This window comes from Halalkalibacter alkaliphilus (assembly GCF_023555415.1).
Classification (GTDB): domain Bacteria; phylum Bacillota; class Bacilli; order Bacillales; family Bacillaceae_D; genus Halalkalibacter; species Halalkalibacter alkaliphilus.
In genome coordinates this window covers 1-22,669 of record NZ_JAKRYL010000017.1, presented here as the reverse complement: position 1 = coordinate 22,669, position 22,669 = coordinate 1, and the positions used below count along the sequence as shown (strand labels likewise).

The window sequence follows — 22,669 nt, the reverse complement described above, 5'->3', positions numbered from 1 at the left end:
ACAAATGGGAAATCTATTTGATTTAACGGGGAAAACAGTAGTTGCAATTGGAGGGAACAGTGTATTAGGTGCTTCCATCTCAAAGGGATTAGCTGAACACGGTGCCCAAGTAGCCATTTTAGGTCGTAACTTAGAAAAGGCAAATAAAGTGGTAAAGGAAATTGAAGAGAGTGGAGGTATTGCTAAAGCATTTGCTGCAGATGTAAGTTCACGAGAATCATTAGAACAGGCTGCTAATGAAATTGAACAATGGTCTGGAGGCTGGGATGTAGTATTAAATGCCCCTGGAAAAAATAGCACTACACCGTTCTTTGATCTCGATATGGAGGAATGGGATGACATTATGGATGTCAACTTAAAAGGAGTAGTAGTGACGTGTCAGATCTTTGCAAAAAAGATGATTGAGCAAGAAAGAAAAGGCAGCATTATTAATATTTCTTCTGTTTCTTCGACAACACCATTATCAAAAGTATTTACGTATTCTGTATCAAAAGCAGGCGTAAATAGTATGACTCAATATCTTGCAAGAGAATTTGCGCCACATGGTATTCGTGTAAATGCGATTATTCCAGGATTCTTCCCAGCGGAACAAAACCGCAAAATTTTAAGTGAAGAAAGAATCGAGTCAATTATGAATCATACACCAATGAACCGTTTCGGTGAACCAGATGAATTACAAGGAGCAGCTGTTTGGCTTTCGTCAAATAAAGCATCCAGCTTCGTGACAGGAGCTCTTATTAGAGTTGACGGTGGGTTTGGTAGCATGACCATCTAATTGGGGGAGACGGTAGGTCTTTTACCGAGTAGCATTCAATACACTATAGAGATATTTATTTAGAAGCGGTGCTACATTTTTAGAGAGGAGAGACCAATGTTAAATAAAAAGTATCAGAAGTTAGTATCCATCCTCCAAGACATGGATTCCGTTGTTGTAGCTTTCTCTGGTGGGGTAGATAGTACATTTTTATTAAAAGTAGCTGTTGAAACATTAGGCAAGGACCGGGTGCTAGCTGTTACAGCTGACTCAGAAACTTATCCGTCCAGTGAGTTACTAGAGGCAAAAGAATTAGCTGGAAAAATTGGAGTCCGTCATCAAGTTATTGAAACATCTGAATTGGCCATTCCGGGCTATACAGAAAATGATAAAAATCGATGTTACTTCTGTAAAAACAGTCTGTTTGAACTTTTAATACCAGTGATGGAGGAAAAAGGGTTCAAGAATGTTATTTATGGGGTGATTGCAGATGATATGAATGAACATCGCCCTGGAATGAGAGCAGCGAAAGAAAAAGGCGTTCGTGGTCCGTTGCAAGAAGCTAATTTATTCAAACAAGAAATTAGAGATCTATCCAAAAGGTTCGATTTACCTACGTGGAATAAGCCTTCTTTTGCATGTTTATCTTCTAGAATTGCTTATGGAGAAAAGATTACAAAAGAAAAGCTTACGAAAGTAGAAAAAGCGGAAGCGTATTTAAAAGCGCTAAATATCCGTCAAGTGCGCGTTCGAACACATCAGAAAATGGCAAGAATTGAGGTCGAGCCAAACGATATGGGGATAGTACTTGAAAATCACGAATTGATATCGAAGGAACTACAAGCGTATGGGTTTCAATATGTCACACTAGACTTAATTGGCTATCAAAGCGGCAGCATGAATAAAGTTCTTCATAAGAGAGCGTAACAAGTAGAAAAAGACTTTGAGCTCTCTCAAAGTCTTTTTCTATTCGAATAGATTTATGAAAAGGAAGATGTGATATGTCAAAAGAGTATGTAATGGGACTAGATATTGGAACGACGAGTGTTAAAGCGGTTGTATTCAATTTATTAGGAAATGTAATTTCTGAGGCTGAAGAGATGATTACATCCTACTATCCTAAGACAGGTTGGGTTGAGCAAGATCCAAATGAGATTGAACGGTTGGCAGTACAAGCTGTTCGCAAGTCAATTCATAAGGCAAGCATCCAGGGTGACGAGCTGCTTACAATTGGATTTTCATCCGCGATGCATTCTCTCATCTGTGTTGATTCTAAGGGGGAACCTTTATCTAAAGCTATCATTTGGGCTGATGGTAGAAGCAATGAGCAAACTGATAAGTTACTGCAAGGTGAGGGGATGAAATTTTATAAGAGAACGGGCATGCCCATTCATCCAATGTCCCCATTAAGTAAACTGTTATGGATGAAAGAAACAGGCTATGATCCTTATCGTAAAGCAGCTTTTTTCATGTCAATAAAAGAGTTTGTTATTCTGAAATGGTTTGGCCAAAGAGTAGTTGATTATTCAATGGCATCTGCTACGGGACTTTTCAATCGCCAAACTTTTCAATGGGATGAAGAAGCAATGACGTTTGTCAATATTCAAAAGGATCAACTTTCAAAAATAGTCCCTCCTACTGAGAAGTTGACTGGAATCACAAAAGGTGTTTCTAAAGAAATGGGAATTTCAGAAAGTACTCCTTTTGCCATGGGAGCAGCTGACGGACAATTAGCAAACTTAGGGATAGGTGCGATTTTACCAGGTGAAGTGGCAGTGACGGTAGGAACAAGTGGTGCTATTAGACAATTTGCTAAGAGCGCTCAAGTTGATAAGAAGCATGAAACTTTCTGCTATGCTTTTACAGAGGATTTTTCAATCATTGGGGGACCGACGAATAATGGAGGTATTGCTCTTCAATGGTTAAAGGAACTTTTAAATCATCAAGGGAGTTTTGATGAACTAACAAAAGAAGCAGAACGAGTTTCTCCTGGAGCAGAAGGAATTCTCTTTCATCCATACATTAATGGCGAAAGAGCGCCATTATGGAATCAACGAGCTAAAGGAAATTTCTTTGGAGTAACCATCACTCATAAAAAAGAACATTTTGTTCGAGCAGTACTTGAAGGAATTACCTTTAATTTATACCAAATTGGAAAAGCGCTAGAACGAGTGGCAGGAGAACCAGAAAAGCTCTTTGTTAACGGCGGATTGGCTAGGTCTAGCTTGTGGCTTCAAATGGTTGCTGATGTGTTTGGTAAAGAAGTATATGTTCCAGAAAGTCATCATAGTGCAGCATGGGGAGCAGCCTGGACAGCACTAGTTTCTATTGGAAAAGTTGATTCTTTTGAAGATATAAAAAAGAATGTCCCTATGGGGAGTGTTGTAAAACCTAATGGAGAAAATCACCAGATCTATTTAGAGGTGTATGAAAAGTACAATAAGGTAGCGAATGATTTGTCTGAGTATTTTTAAATCCTTCTAAACACATGATACATTAAGAGGAACCATAAATTAGAAAAGTGAGTGTTAACCATGTTAGAAGAGATATTAGGACAAGTCCAAAGTGGAAACATGAGTGTTTCAGAAGCGAAGAAAAAGTTAGCGCAATATGAAGACTTAGGTTTTGCGAAAGTGGACCATCATCGTAAGAAAAGGCAAGGGTTTCCAGAAATTGTTTTCGGAGAGGGAAAATCTGCTGAACAAATCATCTCTATTATTAAGGCATTACGAGGAAAGGGCAACAATGTCTTAGTCACACGTATATCAAAAGACAAAGCCAATCTTGTTCAGAGAGTTTGTGCAGAATTCATGTATTATGATATTGCAGAAATCTTACTTTGGAAAAATGAAGAGAACGCTAAACCCGATAATTTAAAAGGGTACATTAACATCTTATGTGCAGGAACCTCTGATTTAAAAGTAGCTGAAGAAGCAGCAATTACAGCAGAAGCGTTAGGATGTAATGTTAACCGTATTTATGACGTAGGAGTGGCAGGTATTCATCGGTTGTTTGATCACTATGAAGAGATTCAACAAGCAACGGTCTCTGTCGTAGTAGCTGGAATGGAAGGAGCGCTTCCAAGCGTGATAGGCGGGATCGTGTCACATCCTGTCATCGCTGTACCAACAAGCATAGGATATGGCGCTAATTTTCATGGTTTATCAGCTTTACTAACAATGTTGAATTCGTGCGCTTCGGGAATTAGTGTAGTAAACATTGATAATGGATTCGGTGGTGCTTACAATGCAGCTTTAATTTATCAGTTAGCGCAAAAGGGAGCTGAAAAAGAATGAAGACACTTTATTTAGACTGTTTTTCAGGAATAAGTGGCGATATGATGATTGGAGCTCTTCTTGATGCAGGGGCCGATCCATTTAAATTAGAAGAGGAGTTAAAAAAACTCCATATTAACGAAGAATATAAGCTGAAATGGACAAAAGTTGTGAAAAATGGAATTACCAGTACGAAATTTGATGTACTGCTAACCGATGAGCACCACGCCCATGGACATAGCCATGATCACGGACATAGCCACGATCACGAGCATAGTCATGATCAGGGACATAGCCACGATCACGAGCATAGTCATGATCAGGGACATAGCCACGATCACGAGCATAGCCATGATCAGGAACATAGCCACGATCACGAGCATAGCCATGATCAGGGACATAGCCACGATCACGAGCATAGTCATGATCATGGACATAGCCATGACCATGGGCATCATCATCGTTCTTATAAAGATATTGTTAAGCTTATTGAATCAGCAGGTTTTACTCCAAAAGTGGAAGAAACTGCTTTGAAGATTTTTATGAAGATCGGGGAAGCAGAAGGGCATATTCATAACATGCCATTAGAAACGGTTCACTTTCATGAAGTAGGTGCAGTTGATTCTATTATAGATATTGTAGGAGCGGCGATTCTTCTTGATCAGCTTGAAGTTGACAAGATCAAATCTTCACCTATCCCTGTAGGAACAGGAAAGATTAAAATTGATCATGGTGTGTATCCAGTTCCGGCACCAGCTACATTAGAAATGTTAAAAGGAGTTCCGATTGCCCAAAGTGACTTAAAGGCTGAACTTACAACACCAACAGGCGCAGCAATTGTTTCAGTTTTAACTGATGAGTTTTGTACCTTCCCAGCTATGAAAGTAAAGAAGATTGGTTACGGAGCAGGAACAAAAACATTTAAAGACCACCCAAATGTACTAAGGGTCATCATTGGTGAGTAAATGATGATTAAAACGAGAGGAGTATAGATGATGCACTCTGAACTACCTCCTGACCATCAACATATTGATAATCAAATGGTCAAAATGGAAGTAAATCTAGATGATGTATCAGGTGAGTGGCTTGGCTATGTTATAGATTTACTCTTTGATCAAGGAGCAAATGACGTTTTTTATACGCCTATATATATGAAAAAAAATAGACCAGCTATTTTACTTCAGTTGCTTTGCTCCACCAAAGCGTTACCAAAAATGGAAGAAATTCTTTTTAAAGAAACGACAACGTTAGGGGTGCGGTATTATCCATTGACGGTTCACCGCCTAGAAAGACGCTACAAAATAGTAACTACCGAGTGGGGACCGGTCTCTGTGAAAGAGGGAATTTTGAGTGGACAAGTTGTACAAAAATCACCAGAATTTGAAGATTGCAAAAAAATCGCCCAACATTTTAATGTCCCACTAAAAAAAGTTTATGAACAAGTTTGGAAAGAGATTGATGCCGACCGTTAATAGAGAAAACACGGTCGGGAATCCATTAAGAAAAGGAACTAAGAGTGAGTTCTATGAAATTGTATGATTTTATTAAACTAGTTAGTTAAAAACTACTAATCTAGCTTGAAAATATAAGAAGAATAAGGGGTTATGTACACAATGCAAAATGTAATAGATGAAAAGCAACTAGACCAATTAGCTATTAACACAATTAGAACATTATCTATAGATGGAATTGAAAAAGCAAACTCAGGACACCCGGGAATGCCAATGGGAGCAGCCCCAATGGCGTATGCATTATGGGCAAAAGAAATGAACCATAATCCAGCTAATCCAAATTGGTTAAACAGAGATCGGTTTGTCCTATCAGCAGGTCATGGATCTATGCTGCTATATAGCATGCTACATTTATTTGGATATGATGTCACAATGGATGATTTAAAGAACTTCCGTCAATGGGGAAGTAGAACACCTGGTCATCCAGAACTTGGTCATACACCTGGAGTAGAAGCAACAACAGGGCCCCTAGGGCAAGGAATTGCAATGGCTGTAGGGATGGCAATGGCTGAGCGACACCTTGCAGAAACATATAATAAAGAAGGTTTTAACCTAGTAGATCATTTCACGTATAGTATTTGTGGTGATGGAGATTTAATGGAAGGTGTATCAGCTGAAGCTGCCTCGCTTGCAGGCCATCTTAAGTTAGGACGTCTAGTTGTGTTGTATGACTCAAATGATATTTCCTTGGACGGTGAATTGAACTTATCATTTTCAGAAAGTGTAGAAGATCGCTTCAAAGCGTATGGTTGGCAAGTGATTCGTGTTGAAGATGGCAATGATATTGACACAATCCAAAAGGCTCTACAAGAAGCAAAAGGAGATCTAGATCGTCCTACGTTAATAGAAGTAAAAACAATCATTGGGTATGGTTCACCTAATAAATCAGGTAAGTCAGCTTCTCATGGTGCTCCTCTTGGTAAAGAGGAAATTACGTTAACGAAAAAAGCTTATAATTGGAGCTCAGAAGAAGCGTTTTATGTACCTGAAGAAGCATCAAATCATTTTTCACAGTTTGTTAAACTTGGAAAAGAGAAGGAAGATGAATGGAATAAACTTTTTGAAGATTACAAAAAGTCATACCCGAAGTTGGCTGAACAATTTGAAGCGGTATTAGCAGACAAGCTTCCTGAAAACTGGGAAGAAGCATTGCCGAACTTTAACGAGGGTGAATCATTAGCAACTCGTGCATCATCAGGAAAAACGCTTAATGCAGCTGCTACTGCCATCCCGCAATTAATTGGTGGGTCTGCCGACTTAGCAGGATCAAATAAAACATTAATTACATCAGAAAAAAATTACGGTATTGATAGCTTTGCAGCGCGAAATGTCTGGTTTGGTGTACGTGAATTTGCAATGGGTGCTGCAATCAATGGAATGGCCATTCATGGAGGAATAAAAGTGTTTGGTGCAACTTTCTTCGTCTTTTCTGATTATTTACGTCCAGCGATTCGTTTAGCTGCATTAATGAAATTGCCAGTAACCTATGTCTTTACACACGATAGCATTGCGGTTGGTGAAGATGGACCAACTCATGAGCCAGTTGAACAGTTAGCGTCATTACGCGCAATGCCAGGTGTGTCGGCAATAAGACCAGCAGATGCGAAAGAAACGGTTGCAGCATGGAGATTAGCCATTGAAAGTACGGATACACCTACTGCCCTTATCTTGACTCGTCAAGACTTACCTACATTACAAATGGATCAAGAATCTGTCTATGAAGGAGTTAAAAAAGGTGCATATGTTGTATCAGAAGCAAAAGGAGATGTTAGTGGTTTATTGCTAGCATCAGGTTCTGAAGTTTCTCTTGCAATGGAAGCGCAAAAAGAACTTGAAAAAGAAAATATTTTCATATCTGTAGTAAGTATGCCAAGTTGGGATCGTTTCGATAAACAGTCTGTGGAGTATAAAGAGCAAGTGTTACCGAAGCATGTTAAGGCTCGTCTTGGAATTGAAATGGGATCATCCCTTGGTTGGAGTAAATATGTTGGGGATGCAGGTGACGTTATTGCGATTGATCAATTTGGAGCATCGGGACCTGCTAACATTTTACTTAAGGAATATGGATTCTCGGTTGAGAATGTTGTGAAGAATTTCAAAGAACTACTTGGGTAATTTAGGACTAAGAGATTTGAAAAGTAGAGCTATGACAGAATAAATAGGGTGTCTTATGCTTCGGGAGTGTCCCAAAAGGTCAAAAAAGACTTTTGGGACACTCCTGCTTTTTTACGATTCTCTAGTAGGGACACTTTAAGTCATAGGAAATGAGGAGGGGTGTGATGTTTGTTCAAGTGGTTACTATACGTTGTCAAAAAGGTTTAGAAGAGCAGTTGCTTAATAATGGGAAGAAGAATCTGATTTCATATTATCAATATGCTGGATGTGTAGAGGTGGACTTTCTAGAGCCAAATACTGGACATCCCCCATTTACTTATGAGTTAATAAGCATTTGGGAAAACGAAGAAACATTAAATACAATGAAAAATAGTTTGAGTTACCGAGAATTGCTAAACAGTATTACTCCGATTGTGTATTTATTAACGGAAGTAGTTTATAGCAAAAATCAATCGAAGTATGAAGATGCCAATGTATCATTTATTGAAGTTTCTACCACTCGCAATGCTATCTAATATTATTTACTTTTCATGAAAATTTAGTGGTGTTCAACTATCCAACTATTATTTTAAGTACACTGATTGATAGTTAATAAAAGGAGTGGAAAAATTGAAAAAGCAGGGACTTATATATATCTATTTGCTAGTAGCGGTTCTAGTTATAAGTGGATGCACTCAATCTAATACTACGGAAGAGTTTGCTAATTCGAATGAAAAAGAAGAGTTGATTTTAGCTATCGGACCGGAACCAGAGACTGGCTTCGATCCTACAACGGGTTGGGGACGCTACGGTTCTCCGCTATTTCAAAGCACATTATTAAAGCGCGACAGTGATTTATCAATTACGTATGATGTTGCAACTAGTTATGAAATTAGCAGTGACGGTTTGGAATGGACGGTTGAGATCAGAGATGATGTCAGGTTTTCCGATGGAGAGCCATTAACAGCCAAAGATGTACAGTTTACTTTTGAAACAGCGAAAGCTAGTGGATCTGTGATAGACTTAAGCATTCTTGAGAGTGTTAAGGCACTGGATGAACATACTATAACCTTTTACCTAAAAGAGCCTAAATCTACTTTTATTCAGTTGTTATTGACAATGGGAATAGTTCCTGAACATGCATATGATGAAAATTATGCTACAAATCCAATTGGTTCAGGTCCTTATAAATTAGTGCAATGGGATAAGGGGCAGCAGATCATTGTTGAAGCAAATCTAGAATACTATGACACAGAACCATATTTTGAGAAAGTTACCTTCTTATTTTTAAATGATGATGCTGCTTTTGGTGCGGCGAAATCAGGACAAGTTGACATGGTATCTATTCCAGCAGCTTTTAGCATGCAGGACGTTCCTGGTATGCGCCTTGAATCAATTCAGAGTGTCGACAATCGGGGCATTATGTTTCCATATGTATCTTCAGGAGAAGTAACAGAAGATGGACTTGCAATTGGGAATGATGTAACAGCAGACCTAGCCATTCGTCAGGCAATTAATATTGCTATTGATAGACAGGGATTAGTAGATGGGGTGTTAGAAGGTCATGGCACTCCTGGGTATTCTGTTGCAGATCGTCTTCCTTGGTGGAATTCAGAAACAGTGGTTGATGATAATGATATGGAACAAGCAAAGGAAGTCTTAGCCGCAGCTGGATGGGAAGATGTAAGTGGAGATGGGGTTCTTGAAAAAGGTTCGTTAAAAGCAGAGTTCACTCTTCTTTACCCAGCAAGCGATGTGACTAGACAATCACTTGCCATTGCAGTTGCTGATATGATTAAGCCATTAGGCATTAATATAATAATTGAAGGCAGAAGCTGGGATGAAATACAGTCATTGATGCACTCAAATGCAGTTCTAATGGGCTGGGGAAGCCACGATCCTTTGGAAATTTATCATGTTTATGGTGGAGACAATATTGGAATAGAGTGGTTTAATCCTGGGTATTATTCCAATTCAAAAGTAGATGAGTATTTAAAGCAGGCAATAGCTGCGAAAAGTGAGGAAGAGGCAATTGAATATTGGCAAAAAGCCCAATGGGATGGTCAAACAGGTTTCAGTGTAAAAGGAGATGCACCATGGGCGTGGCTTGTAAATATCGATCACCTTTATTTAGTAAGAGATGGGCTTGATATAGGGGAGCAGAAGATTCAACCTCATACTCATGGTTGGCCTATTACAGATAATATAGTTGAGTGGAAATGGAACGAGTAATAGCGCAGGTGGGGACCATACTCTCGTACTTTGTGAAAAAAAGCATAAGGCTAGCTTCACTTTTATTTGGTGTATGTTTGTTTTCTTTTATACTCATTAGTTACTCACCGGTTGACCCTATTCAAGCCTATATTGGTGCAGACATGATGAGCGTTGGTCCGGAACAACGGGAACAAATTGCAGAGAATTGGGGCCTTGATAAGACTCCAGGTCAGCAATTTCTTCATTGGAGTACGGCTGTATTCCAAGGTAATTTAGGAACATCAATGATTTATCGCCGACCTGTATCAGAAGTGATAAGCGAAAAATTTCTTAATTCACTAGCTCTTATGATGACAGCTTGGGTGTTATCTGGAATCATCGGTTTTGTATTGGGAATTGTCGCGGCTATGAAAAGAGGTTCTTGGTTAGATAGAATCATTAAATGGTATTGTTATACGTTAGCGTCGACTCCTACATTTTGGATGGGAATGTTGGTCCTACTTATTTTCGCTGTTTGGTTAGGTTGGTTTCCGATAGGAATGGGGGTCCCAGCAGGGGTTCTTGCTGAGGAGGTTACATTTACTGAACGAATTCAACATCTGATTTTACCAGCGTTAACATTAAGTATGATTGGGGTAGCCAATGTAGCATTACACACAAGGGAAAAGTTAATCGAGGTCCTCTCAAGCGATTATATTTTATTTGCTAGAGCTAGGGGTGAGAAAGGTTTTACTTTACTATGGCGACATGGGTTGCGTAACATTGCGCTACCAGCTATTACGCTTCAGTTTGCTGCTTTTGGTGAACTATTTGGTGGAGCTGTATTAGCAGAGCAAGTATTCTCTTATCCTGGATTAGGGCAAGCAACAGTTGAAGCAGGGGTTCGGGGAGATGTCCCACTTCTTTTAGGAGTCGTCATCTTTAGTGCCTTATTTGTCTTCATAGGAAATCTTATTGCTGATGTGATTTATCGAATTGTTGATCCACGGGTGAAGGAGAGGAGAGGGCTATGAACGTTTTAATGAAGACCAAGCATCTTCTCACATTACCTTTTCAAATAAATCAAAGGCAAAAAAGTATCGTTGTCATAGTGGCACTTGGACTTTTGTTGGCTAGCGTTATCCTTGGCGGTTTTTTTCTCAGTAATGAGAAGATTGCTACGAATTTAGAGTATCGTAACTTAGGACCAATGCTCGCTCATCCTTTTGGTACTGACTGGCTTGGCAGAGATATGTTTACGCGTACTATTAAAGGCCTGACGTTAAGTATTGCTGTCGGCTTAGTCGCTGCAGCTGCAAGTGTAACGATTGCCCTTACTTTAGGAATAATGGCTGCAACTATGGGCAAAGTGATAGACGGCATTATCTCATGGATAGTTGATTTGTTTTTAAGTGTTCCTCATTTGGTCATTTTAATTTTAATAGCTTTTGCAATGGGGGGAGGAGCAAAAGGTGTGATTATAGGACTTGCTCTTACTCATTGGCCAAGTTTGACGCGAGTCATTCGAGCAGAAGTAATGCAGCTGCGCTCAGCGGAATATGTACAAATGTCGAAACGTTTAGGGAAAACGCGCTGGTATATTGCAAGGATGCATCTATTGCCTCACCTCATACCACAGCTTTTAGTTGGTCTTTTTTTACTGTTTCCGCATGCAATCTTACATGAGGCGGCAGTCACTTTTTTAGGAATGGGATTGTCTCCGCATCAACCCGCTATTGGGATTATTCTCTCAGAATCGATGAGATACTTATCTACAGGGATGTGGTGGCTTGCCTTTTTCCCAGGGCTTTGTTTGTTAGTTATTGTAAGAGCGTTTGATGTGATGGGAGAACAGTTACGAATCATGCTGGACCCACATCGAGCACATGAATAGTTCATATAGGGGACGGTGAAAAAGATGCCTCTTCTTGAAGTTGATGAATTGTCTATATCCTTCAATCAATATTCAAAGGGTTTTAAAAAAAGCGATTTAAAAGTCATCCAAAATTTAACAATGTCAATTGATAAAGGAGAAGTTGTGGCTGTTGTTGGATCAAGCGGGTCTGGGAAAAGTCTATTAGCTCATGCTATTCTTGGAATCTTACCAAGTAATGCAAATATAAGTGGTACGATTAAATATGATGGAGATGAGCTTACGCAGAAAAAGCGGACTGATATGCAGGGAGATGAAATTGCTCTTGTTCCACAATCTGTAAATTTCTTAGATCCATTAATGAAAACAGGGGCACAAGTAAGGTTAGCTGCAAAGAAAAAAGATGCAATAGGCGCTCAACGCAGAGTTTTTGATCAGTATCATTTAGACAGAAATGCTGAAAAGCTGTATCCCTTTCAGCTATCTGGAGGGATGACACGTAGAGTCTTAGTATCAACAGCAGTGATCAGTGAGGCGAAAGTGATTATTGCCGATGAGCCTACTCCTGGGCTTGATCCGGTAGTCGTTAAAGAGGCCTTATCTTCTATTAGAGAATTAGCGGACAATGGGAGTGCAGTTATGCTTATTACTCACGATATTGGTTCGGCATTAAGTATAGCGGATAAGATTGCAGTTTTTTATGCAGGTACAACTGTAGAAATCGCAACAGTAAAAGATTTTTACGGGAAAGGTGAAGCATTGCGCCATCCGTATTCAAAGGCATTATGGAGAGCTCTTCCACAAAATGAATTCTTACCTATTCCTGGTTCACAACCCGAAGCTCACGCCTTACCTAACGGGTGTTTGTTTGAACCACGCTGCGCATTTGCTACTGCACAATGCTCTCGTGAAATGCCAGCTGTCAAAACAGTTCGAGGTGGAATGGTGAGGTGTTTTCATGCAACTTGAAGCAAAAAATATTGGTTTTTCTTATGATAAAAGCCGGTGGATATTTCGTAATTTGGATTTTACGATTGGTGCGGGTGAGATTGTAGGTATAAGAGGACGAAGCGGATGTGGGAAGACAACATTTGCACGGGTGCTTTCAGGATATGAACAGCAAAAGGAAGGAACGGTTACATTAAAAAATTCCCCGTTACCAAAAAGGGGGTATCAGCCGGTACAGCTTGTGTTTCAGCACCCTGAAAAGGCTGTTAACCCTAAATGGCGTATGGAGAAGGTCTTACATGAAGGTGGCAAAATAGACGGTCAACTTCTAGATCTTTTAGGTGTTAAACAAGAATGGCTTACTCGCTGGCCAAATGAATTATCAGGTGGTGAATTGCAACGTTTTTGTGTTGCTAGAGCACTAGGTACTGGTACACGATTTCTAATTGCAGATGAAATGACGACAATGCTAGATGCGATTACACAAGCTCAAATATGGCATGCAGTAGTAGAAATTGCTAGGCAACGCAAGATTGGGATAGTCGTAATAAGTCATGAAGAAGCTCTAATCCGAAGATTATGTACTAGAGTGGTTACTTTTTCTTAGCGAATTTAAAATTAATTGGGGTTACTTACAGTATCCAGATTCATGTTTCTTACGATTGTTTAAGAAATGTGAATCTGGATTTTTTTGTGGAATTTGTAGAATTATATAAAAGTTGTTTGTATAGTCCTGATTTTGCAATTTTAGTCCTGAATAAAAAGAAGATAATATATTATAATGATTTTTGAAAACGATTTCAAATAGTTTAGGAGGATTATAGTGGCGAAATTAAAACTAAAAGAAAAAATGTCTTACGGATTGGGGGATGCGGCAAATAATTTAACCTTTTCAATGGTGTCTACTTATTTACTAATTTTTTATACTGATGTGTTTGGAATAACGGCAGCTGCAGTAGGTACATTATTTTTAGTCGCACGAATTTTTGATGCATTTACTGATCCTATGATGGGGGCACTTATAGACCGTTATGGGAAAAACGGAGAAAATGGGAGGTTTAGACCGTATTTAAAATGGGCGGGATTCCCTCTAGTTATATTGGCGGTCTTACTGTTCACTACACCAGACTTATCTGACTCTGGGAAATTAGCTTATGCCTATGTAACCTATATCCTTTTTAGAATGGCTTACACAGCGGTTAATATTCCATACGGATCACTGGCATCCGTAATGACTAGGGATCCAGTAGAGAGGTCTTCATTAGCTTCATTTCGTGGTTTAGGTCAACAAGTAGGCATGTTTGTTGTAGGGGTACTGGTTGTTCCGATGATAGCGCTTTTTCCAAGTCAACAAATTGGTTATCCGGCTGTAATTGCAATTATTGGAGTACTCGCACTCATTTTCTATTATTTAGCATATAGAAATACAAAGGAAAGAATTCAACCAAATAAATCTGTAAAACCAGAAAAAATGAGTTGGAAGATGATTTCTCGAACATTGAAAAATGGACCATTTATGGCTCTTTCACTTATGTCATTTTTTATCTTATCAGCGATGTTATTAAATCAGGCTGTTGCACTTTACTTCTTTACTTATAATCTAGAAAATGAAATGTTATTCCCTGTGTATAACATGATCAATATCGCGTCATTATTTGTAATCATCCCATTAATACCTATGTTCGCAAAGCGGTTTGGGAAAAAGAATGTTACACTTTGTGGTTTTTTTATTGGTTTCATTGCTTTTGGTGGATTGTTCTATTACCAACTACTCCGGTAATCGTTATTTTTCTTCTTTGGCTTGGAATGCAGGGGATTATGGTTCCAAATATTCTTGTTTGGGCTTTTATTTCTGATGTTATTGACTATGGTGAGTGGAAAACAGGCGTTAGACAGGAAGGAACAACGTATTCTTTGTACAGCTTTATGCGTAAATTATCGCAAGCGATTGCAGGGTGGGGAGCGGCAATGGGGTTAGCTCTAATTGGTTACGTTCCTAATGTAGCACAATCTCCTGAAACATTATTTGGGTTCAAAGTAATTATGGCGCTTCTACCAGCAATTGCATGCGTCATTTGCTTTATTATCTTTAAATATGGATATCTATTAGATGATGAGAAGTTTAGGAAGATTTCTGCAGATCTTTCTGCTTAAATTCGAAAAACTGATTTCAAGAAGTAAGGAAATAAATCAAATCAATTATTAAAAACAAATTAAAATGTGCTGATTATATGAGTAAAGAAGTATAAATTGATGTTATAAAAGATACACTCGATCAATCAGTCGGGTGTATCTTTTATATTTTTCATACTTGTTAAGACATACTAATAACAGGTTCACACGCTTGAGCCTGTTATTAGTTAAAGCTGAGTCTAAACAGCTTCTTTGCTTTCTTTTTTTATGTCCGCAATGGCTGTTTGGATTTCTTCCATTTTCTTATCATCTAGAGGGTAAAATTTCATTGCAATTAATGAAATAATGTAACCGATCATTGGGATACCGAACATTAAAAATAACGACATTAATAGTAATGCAGGTGTTAAAGCTTCTCCCACTTCTGGGAATGAGTCTCTATAACCAATAAGCGCTACTGCAAAACCAACAATTGCTGGTGCTAATGAAGAGACAAATTTATCGACAAAAGAGAAAATGGTGGCAATCATCCCAGGTACATATCGGCCTGTTCTGTATGTCTCATAGTCAGAAACGTCGGCAATCATCGGTATAACCATGTTCCCCGTTAAACTTGAAAAACCTTGTGCTAAACTATATAAAATTAAAAATACAACCGTTACTAAGCCAATGCTCGTTAGAGAAATGGTAGTTGAATCAATGGATAGTAAGAAAATAGTTGTTACACCAAAAAAGAATAATGCTACCCACGTGCCCATAACGAAGGCACGTTTTAGACCTATTTTTCTTGCTTTTTCAATTCCAAAAAATGTAACGAGCAGGGTTGGAATTAATACAACTAACCCAATTGTACCACTTAACGCATAATCCCCTAATAGGATACCAAAGAACATAACCCCAACAGCTGCTTGCCTAGGCATCATGTTTGCTAATTTATCTGTGGAAGCAGCTAAAACTAACATTTGTAAGGCACGATTCCCTTTTAGAACTGGCCAATAATCACGGAAGCTAGTTTTAACGTTTTGATCTACCAATCCATAATATTCTTTCCGGTCTTTCCCTTTAATGGCGATCACGGCTAAACAAGTGAAGATAGCACTAAGGATAATTACATAATATTTTAACTCAGCAAAGAGAGGTAAAGTAAAGCCGCCATGTTTTGCAACAAGATACATAGCTATAAACATTTGTCCACCAGTAAATAATACAGCATTATATGTGGCGTCAAAAATAGAAAAGAGTGGACGTTGCTTCGGATCGTTTGTTAAAACCGTCTGTGCCGCTCTCGTACAAGCTGCTTGGAATGTATAACCTATTATATAAATAATATGAATCGCAACGAAAAAGGCAAATTGTAGTGAATCAGGCATTAAATGTGTAAATGTGAATGTGATGTAAGCCGTCGCAGCTAAGATGATATTTCCTAAAACCATTAATGGAGCAAATTTACCGAATCTAGATTCCGTTTTATCAATGATATAGCCAATGATTGGGTCGGTAATGCCGTCAAAAATCCGCATAAACGTTAAGATTGTACTAACAAGTACAACTGTTAATCCAGCAACTCCTGTTGCATAGTAAGAGACAAACAACATCAAAAACATATAAAGGTTTGTCGCAGTGTTGTTTAAAGCAAAAAATCCTATTTGCCATTTCTTCGCCGTATGGTACTTTTCTTCCTGATTCACTGTTACTGTCGCCATTTTGTTTTCCCCCTAATAGAACGATTACTTATTTTTTTATAATCAGTTTATTTTGTTTACGCAACAAACTAATTATGAATTCATCATAGATGAAAGCGCTTTAAATAGCAAGTGGTTTTTTAAATGAATTATCAAAAGAATATTATTAGGGCCTTGGAAGCAAATATGCAGAAAAAATTCCAAAAGCTCCTAAGGTAAAATTACTAATAGGAGCTTTTAGGAGGTGGATGCAAAGAAATAGAGTATGGTTAGAACGTCCAATAAGTTAACTTTAAAGTAGTTATTTCTTAGTTAGCATCTCTATACTTTGTAGGTGGCATCCCCGTAGTCTTTTTGAACATTCTGGCGAAATAGCCAGCATCATCATAGCCAACCGCACCCGCGATCCAATCAATGGATGTTCGATGTTGCTTTAATAAAATCTTCGCTTCTTCTATTCGAACTTGGTTTAAGAAATTAGTAAGAGTCATCCCTGTTTCTTTTTTAAATTCACGAGATAAGTGAGACGGATGTACGAGGCAATATTGAGAGATTTCATTTAAATCAAAAGGCTGCCTATAATGAATGGTTAAAAAGTGAATAGCTTTTTGCACTAATAACGTATATTTAGTGATGGATCGTTGCTTAACCAACTCACAATATTCCTCGCACATTTGTATAATTAGTTTATTTAAATGATCGATACTATTAATTTGCTCAATCTTGATAGAAAACTTTTCTGAAATATGATGTAGAAAGAAAGGATGAACTTTTCCCTTTTCCGCAGAAATGCGAAAGGTTGTATTCAACACGATCAATATATTTTTCATTGCTCTTACCGGCTGATTTGGAAAACGGTCAGCAAAATCAAATAAATTGCCTGTCTTTAAAAAAAACTCCTTAGCTTTTTGTGAATCACCTTTTTCAACCGCTCTCATCAATTCCTTCTCCAATTTATATCTTAATTCAATTAACTCTATATTGGTCTCATCCTGTTTTTGTACGAATTTACTCAAATGAGATTTTTCTTCATGTTCTTGTGACACTTCTAAGTTTTGAATCGGAACTTGGTCGATTGACCCCATTAGCTTAATCAAGTTTGAAATACTTTGAACTCTTGAAGGACTCACTAATTTTAGTGCTTGAAAAAACTCCCCTAAGCTCATTTGCTTTTTTTGGTCTAATTTGTAAGTAGTTGAAAGTCGATTTATATCGGGGGTTTGTTTCAAAAAAGGACCAATAATTAAACACATAGTTGTGTTTTGCTCAATTGTAAAAGAGTAGGCTAAATAGGAAAGACCAAGTTCATTCGTATACATACCGCATTGGGTTACTTGCTGTTTAGTCCGGAGTTGAAGAATAGCGAGATCTTTTTGATGGATATCGACTAAAAAATCAGGTATGGGATTACGTTCATATGACAAATTAATAGAACCGTTTTTATTTAAAATAAGTGTATTTATATCTGTTAAGTGAAAAATGGTCATGCTGGCGGTTGCTATTGAATGAGATTGAATGCTCATATAAAGTTATTATCCTTTCATGTCAAATTAGTTCAGGGAAAGCAAATATAGTCCTGTTTGGTTTTAATCATAGACAGTTTAATCTATCTTGTAAATACTGACAATGCCGGGTAAGCAAGTGTGGAATATAGCTACTAGTCTGGGTGTAATAAAGGTTCAAGGCAACAAAAAGGTAATCTTTACAGGTGATCGTAAACCTAAATATGCCGTTAAGAAAATAAGTTTAACATAGGGGACAACTACTAAGCCCATAAATTGTAACTCTGAATAAAAATTGGAGGTCGGTGAATGCTAAAAAACAAAAAGGGGGTGGTGTCTTGATTCGTAAGGTTAATAAATTAGTAAAAAGGAAGCTAAAAAAACATAGTCGAATGCAATTGAATGGATCAGATACTAAGCCACAAAATCCCCTAACTGTATCGATTGACGAGAATTGTAAATACCTTCGATCGATCTATCAACAATGCTCAGATGTCATCTTTCGTCCTTTTTTACTTTTTGGGAAGATACACGGGATGATTATCTATATCGAAGGACTATCAGATCAGAAAGGCATTGATGAACACGTCCTTAGTCCTTTGATGAAAAATTCTCTGGAAGAACCTCTTCATTTGTTTGACTATTTACATCAGAATTTGCCTGTGTCAAATATGACAACCGTTAACCTAATACCAGATTGTATCGAGTCCATCTCAACAGGTAACCCCATTCTCTTGATAGATGGACATGATCAAGCACTTTCACTTGGACTGGCACAATGGAAACAACGATCAATTGAAGAACCTCAAGCTGAGAAAGGTGTCAGAGGACCAAGGGAAGGTTTTGTTGAGTCACTTCAAGTGAATACATCGCTTATAAGACGGATTATTAAAACACCTGCTTTAAAAATTCAATCCATAAAGGTAGGTAAGTATACAAAAACGTCCATTGTAATTGCTTATATCGAGGGGGTTGCCGATAAAACAGTAATTGAAGAAGTTACTACACGAATTAATCGCATTAACATCGATGGTATATTAGAAAGTGAATACATAGAGGAACTCATTGAGGATAATCCGTATTCTCCATTTCCTCAAATTCTTTCAACTGAACGGCCGGATATTACATGTTCCAGTTTACTGGAAGGTCGTGTCGCGATTTTAACAGAAGGTACTCCGTTTACTTTGATTGCGCCAGTGACAATCTTTTCCTTATTGCAGTCGCAAGAAGATTATTACCAGCGTTTTCTTATTAGTACAATGATCCGTTGGTTACGCTATATCGCTTTTGTAGCTTCATTTGTTGTGCCAGCATTGTATGTCGCGATTCTTACCTTTCACCAAGAAATGATTCCAGAAGTTTTGCTTTTAAGTATTGCTTCTTCAAGAGAAGGAATTCCTTTCCCGGCATTCGTTGAAGTATTAATGATGGAAATTGTGTTTGAGGTACTTAGGGAAGCAGGAATTCGACTACCAATGCAGGTCGGGGCGGCGATTAGTATTGTTGGAGCGCTAGTTATTGGTCAGGCTGCTGTTGATGCAGGGTTTGTGTCAGCGCCTATGTTAATTATTGTTGCCTTAACAGGCATTAGTTCATTCATGATTCCGCGCTACTTTTTGGGCCTTGCTGTGAGAATCATTCGGTTTCCCATGATTTTTCTCGCTAGTGCTTTAGGGCTTGTTGGCATTATGCTTGGAATTATTGCAATTGTAATTCATCTATGTACGTTACGTTCCTTAGGTGAACCTTATTTAACACCAGTTGCCCCTTTTAAACGAGACGAACTGAGGGATGCTCTTTGGCGTTCACCATTATGGATGATGGATACTCGCCCGAATTTCACACAGGACTCGAACTACGAGCGTCAGTCAGATCGATTACAACCTAAACCAACTAAATGATGTTCATCATTTGTGAAATACAGAGGAAGGGTGAAAATGAAAAACCTCTATCTGTTTCTCATTTGTACTTCAGCTTTACTCTTAACTGGATGCTGGGACTCTAATGAGTTAGATGATTTAGCCATTGTCACAGCTGCATCACTTGACCAGGCTGAAGATGACCAAATTGAACTCTCAATTCAAGTCTACAATCCTCAAGTTACTTCTACTGTTGGAGCGGGAGAGGGGGGCGGGGGTGGTGATTCCATTACCAAGATTATTTCTGCGGTAGGAGACAATCCTGCTGATGCCTTATCAAAGCTGCAAACGAAAGTTTCGAGAAGGATTTTTTTGGGACAATGCAAAGTTTATATATTTAGTGAGGAAGTGGCTAAAAAAGGAGTATATGATCATATGGATATGTTATTACGTCACCCATTTACTAGAGAGCGCGCTAACCTATTCGTAAGTGAGGGTGATGCAAAGCGAATCCTTGAATTAGATGCCTACCTAGAACGTTATGGAGGAGAAACACTTCGTAAATTAGCAGAACTTGAAATCGGAATGGAAATAACAGTGAAAGAGTTAGATGAAATGTTAACAAGTAAAATAAATGAGGCCTCACTTCCTTATGTCATCGCCTCAGCTGCAACAGGAGAAGGTGAAGGCGAAACGCAGGCTTCAAGAATTTTTGGAACAGCCATCTTCAAAGCAGATAAAATGGTCGGAAAGCTAACGGAAGCTGAGACGCGTGGACTGCTATGGATTCGAGACGAAATTCGGGACTATACCGTTACTATTAAAATGGGAGGTGGCACCGTATCATTAAATCCAGTCTCTGCCAGAATTAATTTACGTCCCGAGATCGTAGGAGGTAAGCCAAAAATAACAATTGAAGTGGAGACAGAAGGAGGCATCTTGGAGAATTCGAGCCAGTTTGATTTTTCAAACCCAAAAGAAGTGTATGCGCTCGAAGAAAAATATCGGGAACGCATACGCGAGAGACTTCACTCTACCCTTACTCGTCTAAAAGAGATAAACGCTGATGTCGTAGGGTTCGGAGAGTCCATCCATCGTACGTATCCACAGAAGTGGAAAGAGCTTGAACCACGATGGGAAGAAATATTTCCAGAAATTGACGTGCAGCTAGATATAAATGCTCATGTACGTAGAATGGGGAATATTTCGAATAGAGATTATTTAAGAAAAGACGAGTTGAATTAACAATGCAATGGGATGCTTTTGTAATAACAGCTGTTCTTATTATCCTGATTATTTTACTACAATGGCCTTTATTAAAAAAAGCGCCTGCTAAGGATAAAATCGTGTTCGCTAGTTTTCTCTTCATTGGTTGGTCTCTTACCTTGTTAGACCTTATGCAAGTTCCTGGGCCAAACTCTATTTTAAAAGCGATCTTTCTCCCAATAGCAAGAGTAATTGGGCTTTAATACTAAAGGCAGATGATATCGTCTGCCTACCTTGATAAAAAGGAGAAGATGATGAATAAGTTTAATATTTCAGCTTCACAAATGGCCATCTTACTATACCCAACAATTATCGCTACAGGTATATTGTCGGTACCTAGTATTACATCACAATATGCACAAAATGACCTATGGCTCTCACCGATCTTCGCTTCTATCGTAGGGTTTTTAACCGTTTTCATCACTTGTCAATTACATAAACAGTATCCAAATGACACGATTGTCCAAATAACTGAAAAAGTACTAGGTCGCTTTTTGGGAAAAGTGGTTGGCTTTTTCTTTATGCTTACCCTTATTCATACAACAGGAGAAATAACAAGGGCATATAGTGAATTACTGTTAGGCTCCTTTTTATTAAATACACCCTTGAGTGTGATTATGGGTTCGATGTTATTCTTATGTGCTATCGTAGTCTATTCAGGTGTAGAGGTATTAGCTAGAGTGGGGCAAGTCTTTTTTCCATTATTTCTCATTCCGCTCTTATTACTTGTCATTTTCCTCATTCCTGATTATAACTTTGGAAATACTTTCCCTATTCTTGAGGACGGACTTGTGCCACCTCTTTTAGGAGCCGTTGTGCTAAGTGGTTGGTACAGCCAATTTTTTCTAATGATTTTCTTTCTTCCGTTAGTAACTGATAAGAAAAATGGAATGAAGTATGGCATGATTACAGTCGCTTGTGTCGCATTGACATTAGTGATTGTGAATTTGATGGTTCTCTTTATATTAGGGCCGACCACACCTTCAAAGATCTATCCAGTTATAAATGCTAGTCGCTACGTAAGAGTAGCTGACTTTTTTGACAATTTAGAGGCTGTTTCAGTAACGCTTTGGATTATTGGTGCATTTGTAAAGATTTCAGTCTTTTATTACGCTGCAACAATTAGCACGACACATGTTTTTAACCTGAAAGATTTTAGACTAATCATATGGCCTTTATCAATTTTCATGATGATTTTTGGTATTTGGGATATTAAAAGTACAATGGAATATAACGAATACATAAATAAAGTTGTTCCTTTTTACAGCCCTCTTATGTTCACTCTTCTCCCTCTTCTAATACTTATGATCGCAAAGGTTAGAAATAAAAATGAAGACTCATCAGGATCACAAACGATTAAAGGAGGTGCAACGACCAATAATTGATCATTGTACAAGCGCACTGAAAAAATTAAGGTTTATGACTTTTCTAGTGTCCCTTCATTGCACGGCTTTTAGCGTTCTTCCATTCTTTGAGGATTTAGGCCAAATAATGGATTATAAACTAATTTAAGTGCTTTGTTAGAGTGAGGGGAATAAATTTTTGCACGTAATGCCTGAAGGTGTTAGGTGCTTTTTTA

The 22,669-nt window shown here is 38.3% G+C and carries 17 protein-coding genes and 2 pseudogenes; 17 read left to right on the top strand and 2 right to left on the bottom strand.

The window, feature by feature from the left end; translation table 11 throughout:
* Positions 1-4 precede the first annotated feature (4 nt).
* The 13 genes and pseudogenes from MF646_RS15770 to MF646_RS15710 all read left to right on the top strand — a co-directional run bounded on the left by MF646_RS15770 (position 5) and on the right by MF646_RS15710 (position 14,802).
* Positions 5-775 (top strand): SDR family oxidoreductase, encoded by a 771-nt coding sequence (locus tag MF646_RS15770; protein ID WP_250097476.1) that lies wholly within the window; start codon positions 5-7, stop codon positions 773-775.
* A 96-nt stretch (positions 776-871) separates the two neighbouring features.
* Positions 872-1,681, top strand: coding sequence for an ATP-dependent sacrificial sulfur transferase LarE (gene larE / locus MF646_RS15765; protein WP_250097475.1), 810 nt, complete (start codon positions 872-874; stop codon positions 1,679-1,681).
* Between the two features lie 74 nt (positions 1,682-1,755).
* Positions 1,756-3,228: a gluconokinase gene (locus MF646_RS15760; RefSeq protein WP_250097474.1), complete on the top strand. Its 1,473-nt coding sequence runs from the start codon at positions 1,756-1,758 to the stop codon at positions 3,226-3,228.
* Between the two features lie 60 nt (positions 3,229-3,288).
* Positions 3,289-4,050 (top strand): nickel pincer cofactor biosynthesis protein LarB, encoded by a 762-nt coding sequence (gene larB / locus MF646_RS15755; protein ID WP_250097473.1) that lies wholly within the window; start codon positions 3,289-3,291, stop codon positions 4,048-4,050.
* Positions 4,047-5,501: pseudogene (gene larC, locus MF646_RS15750) on the top strand (nickel pincer cofactor biosynthesis protein LarC). Before larB ends, larC begins: the two are co-directional and overlap by 4 nt.
* A 141-nt stretch (positions 5,502-5,642) precedes the next feature.
* Entirely contained in the window at positions 5,643-7,655 is a 2,013-nt protein-coding gene (tkt, locus tag MF646_RS15745) for a transketolase (RefSeq protein ID WP_250097472.1), read from the top strand.
* 164 nt (positions 7,656-7,819) lie between these two features.
* Positions 7,820-8,170, top strand: a complete 351-nt coding sequence (locus tag MF646_RS15740; RefSeq protein ID WP_250097471.1) for a hypothetical protein — start codon at positions 7,820-7,822, stop codon at positions 8,168-8,170.
* Between the two features lie 94 nt (positions 8,171-8,264).
* On the top strand, positions 8,265-9,866 hold the full coding sequence (locus tag MF646_RS15735) for an ABC transporter substrate-binding protein (protein ID WP_250097470.1): 1,602 nt from the start codon (positions 8,265-8,267) through the stop codon (positions 9,864-9,866).
* Positions 9,854-10,861, top strand: a complete 1,008-nt coding sequence (locus MF646_RS15730) for an ABC transporter permease (protein WP_250097469.1) — start codon at positions 9,854-9,856, stop codon at positions 10,859-10,861. The genes MF646_RS15735 and MF646_RS15730 overlap by 13 nt, the downstream gene beginning before the upstream one ends.
* The gene (locus MF646_RS15725) at positions 10,858-11,721 is read left to right on the top strand and encodes an ABC transporter permease (RefSeq protein ID WP_250097468.1); all 864 of its coding nucleotides are present in this window, start codon (positions 10,858-10,860) and stop codon (positions 11,719-11,721) included. The genes MF646_RS15730 and MF646_RS15725 overlap by 4 nt, the downstream gene beginning before the upstream one ends.
* Positions 11,722-11,745: 24 nt before the next feature.
* Positions 11,746-12,669 (top strand): ABC transporter ATP-binding protein, encoded by a 924-nt coding sequence (locus MF646_RS15720; protein WP_250097536.1) that lies wholly within the window; start codon positions 11,746-11,748, stop codon positions 12,667-12,669.
* A complete protein-coding gene (locus MF646_RS15715) occupies positions 12,659-13,255 on the top strand; it encodes an ABC transporter ATP-binding protein (RefSeq protein ID WP_250097467.1) in 597 nt (198 codons plus the stop codon). The genes MF646_RS15720 and MF646_RS15715 overlap by 11 nt, the downstream gene beginning before the upstream one ends.
* A gap of 243 nt (positions 13,256-13,498) precedes the next feature.
* A pseudogene (locus tag MF646_RS15710) lies at positions 13,499-14,802 on the top strand (glycoside-pentoside-hexuronide (GPH):cation symporter).
* 218 nt (positions 14,803-15,020) lie between these two features.
* Here the strand turns inward: MF646_RS15710 and MF646_RS15700 are convergent.
* Together MF646_RS15700 and MF646_RS15695 are read right to left on the bottom strand one after the other, a co-directional pair.
* A complete protein-coding gene (locus MF646_RS15700; RefSeq protein ID WP_250097464.1) occupies positions 15,021-16,484 on the bottom strand; it encodes an MFS transporter in 1,464 nt (487 codons plus the stop codon).
* A 287-nt stretch (positions 16,485-16,771) separates the two neighbouring features.
* A complete protein-coding gene (locus tag MF646_RS15695) occupies positions 16,772-17,986 on the bottom strand; it encodes an AraC family transcriptional regulator (protein WP_250097463.1) in 1,215 nt (404 codons plus the stop codon).
* 371 nt (positions 17,987-18,357) lie between these two features.
* Between MF646_RS15695 and MF646_RS15690 the strand changes: the two genes are divergently transcribed.
* The 4 genes from MF646_RS15690 to MF646_RS15675 are packed head-to-tail and all read left to right on the top strand — an operon-like array spanning position 18,358 to position 22,475.
* Positions 18,358-19,866 carry a spore germination protein gene (locus MF646_RS15690; protein ID WP_250097535.1) on the top strand — a complete coding sequence of 503 codons (1,509 nt, stop codon included), beginning with the start codon at positions 18,358-18,360 and terminating at the stop codon, positions 19,864-19,866.
* A 36-nt stretch (positions 19,867-19,902) separates the two neighbouring features.
* Positions 19,903-21,069, top strand: a complete 1,167-nt coding sequence (locus MF646_RS15685) for a Ger(x)C family spore germination protein (protein ID WP_250097462.1) — start codon at positions 19,903-19,905, stop codon at positions 21,067-21,069.
* Positions 21,070-21,071: 2 nt separating this feature from the next.
* Positions 21,072-21,293: a hypothetical protein gene (locus tag MF646_RS15680; RefSeq protein WP_250097461.1), complete on the top strand. Its 222-nt coding sequence runs from the start codon at positions 21,072-21,074 to the stop codon at positions 21,291-21,293.
* Positions 21,294-21,344: 51 nt separating this feature from the next.
* Positions 21,345-22,475 carry a GerAB/ArcD/ProY family transporter gene (locus MF646_RS15675; RefSeq protein ID WP_250097460.1) on the top strand — a complete coding sequence of 377 codons (1,131 nt, stop codon included), beginning with the start codon at positions 21,345-21,347 and terminating at the stop codon, positions 22,473-22,475.
* Positions 22,476-22,669: the final 194 nt, after the last annotated feature.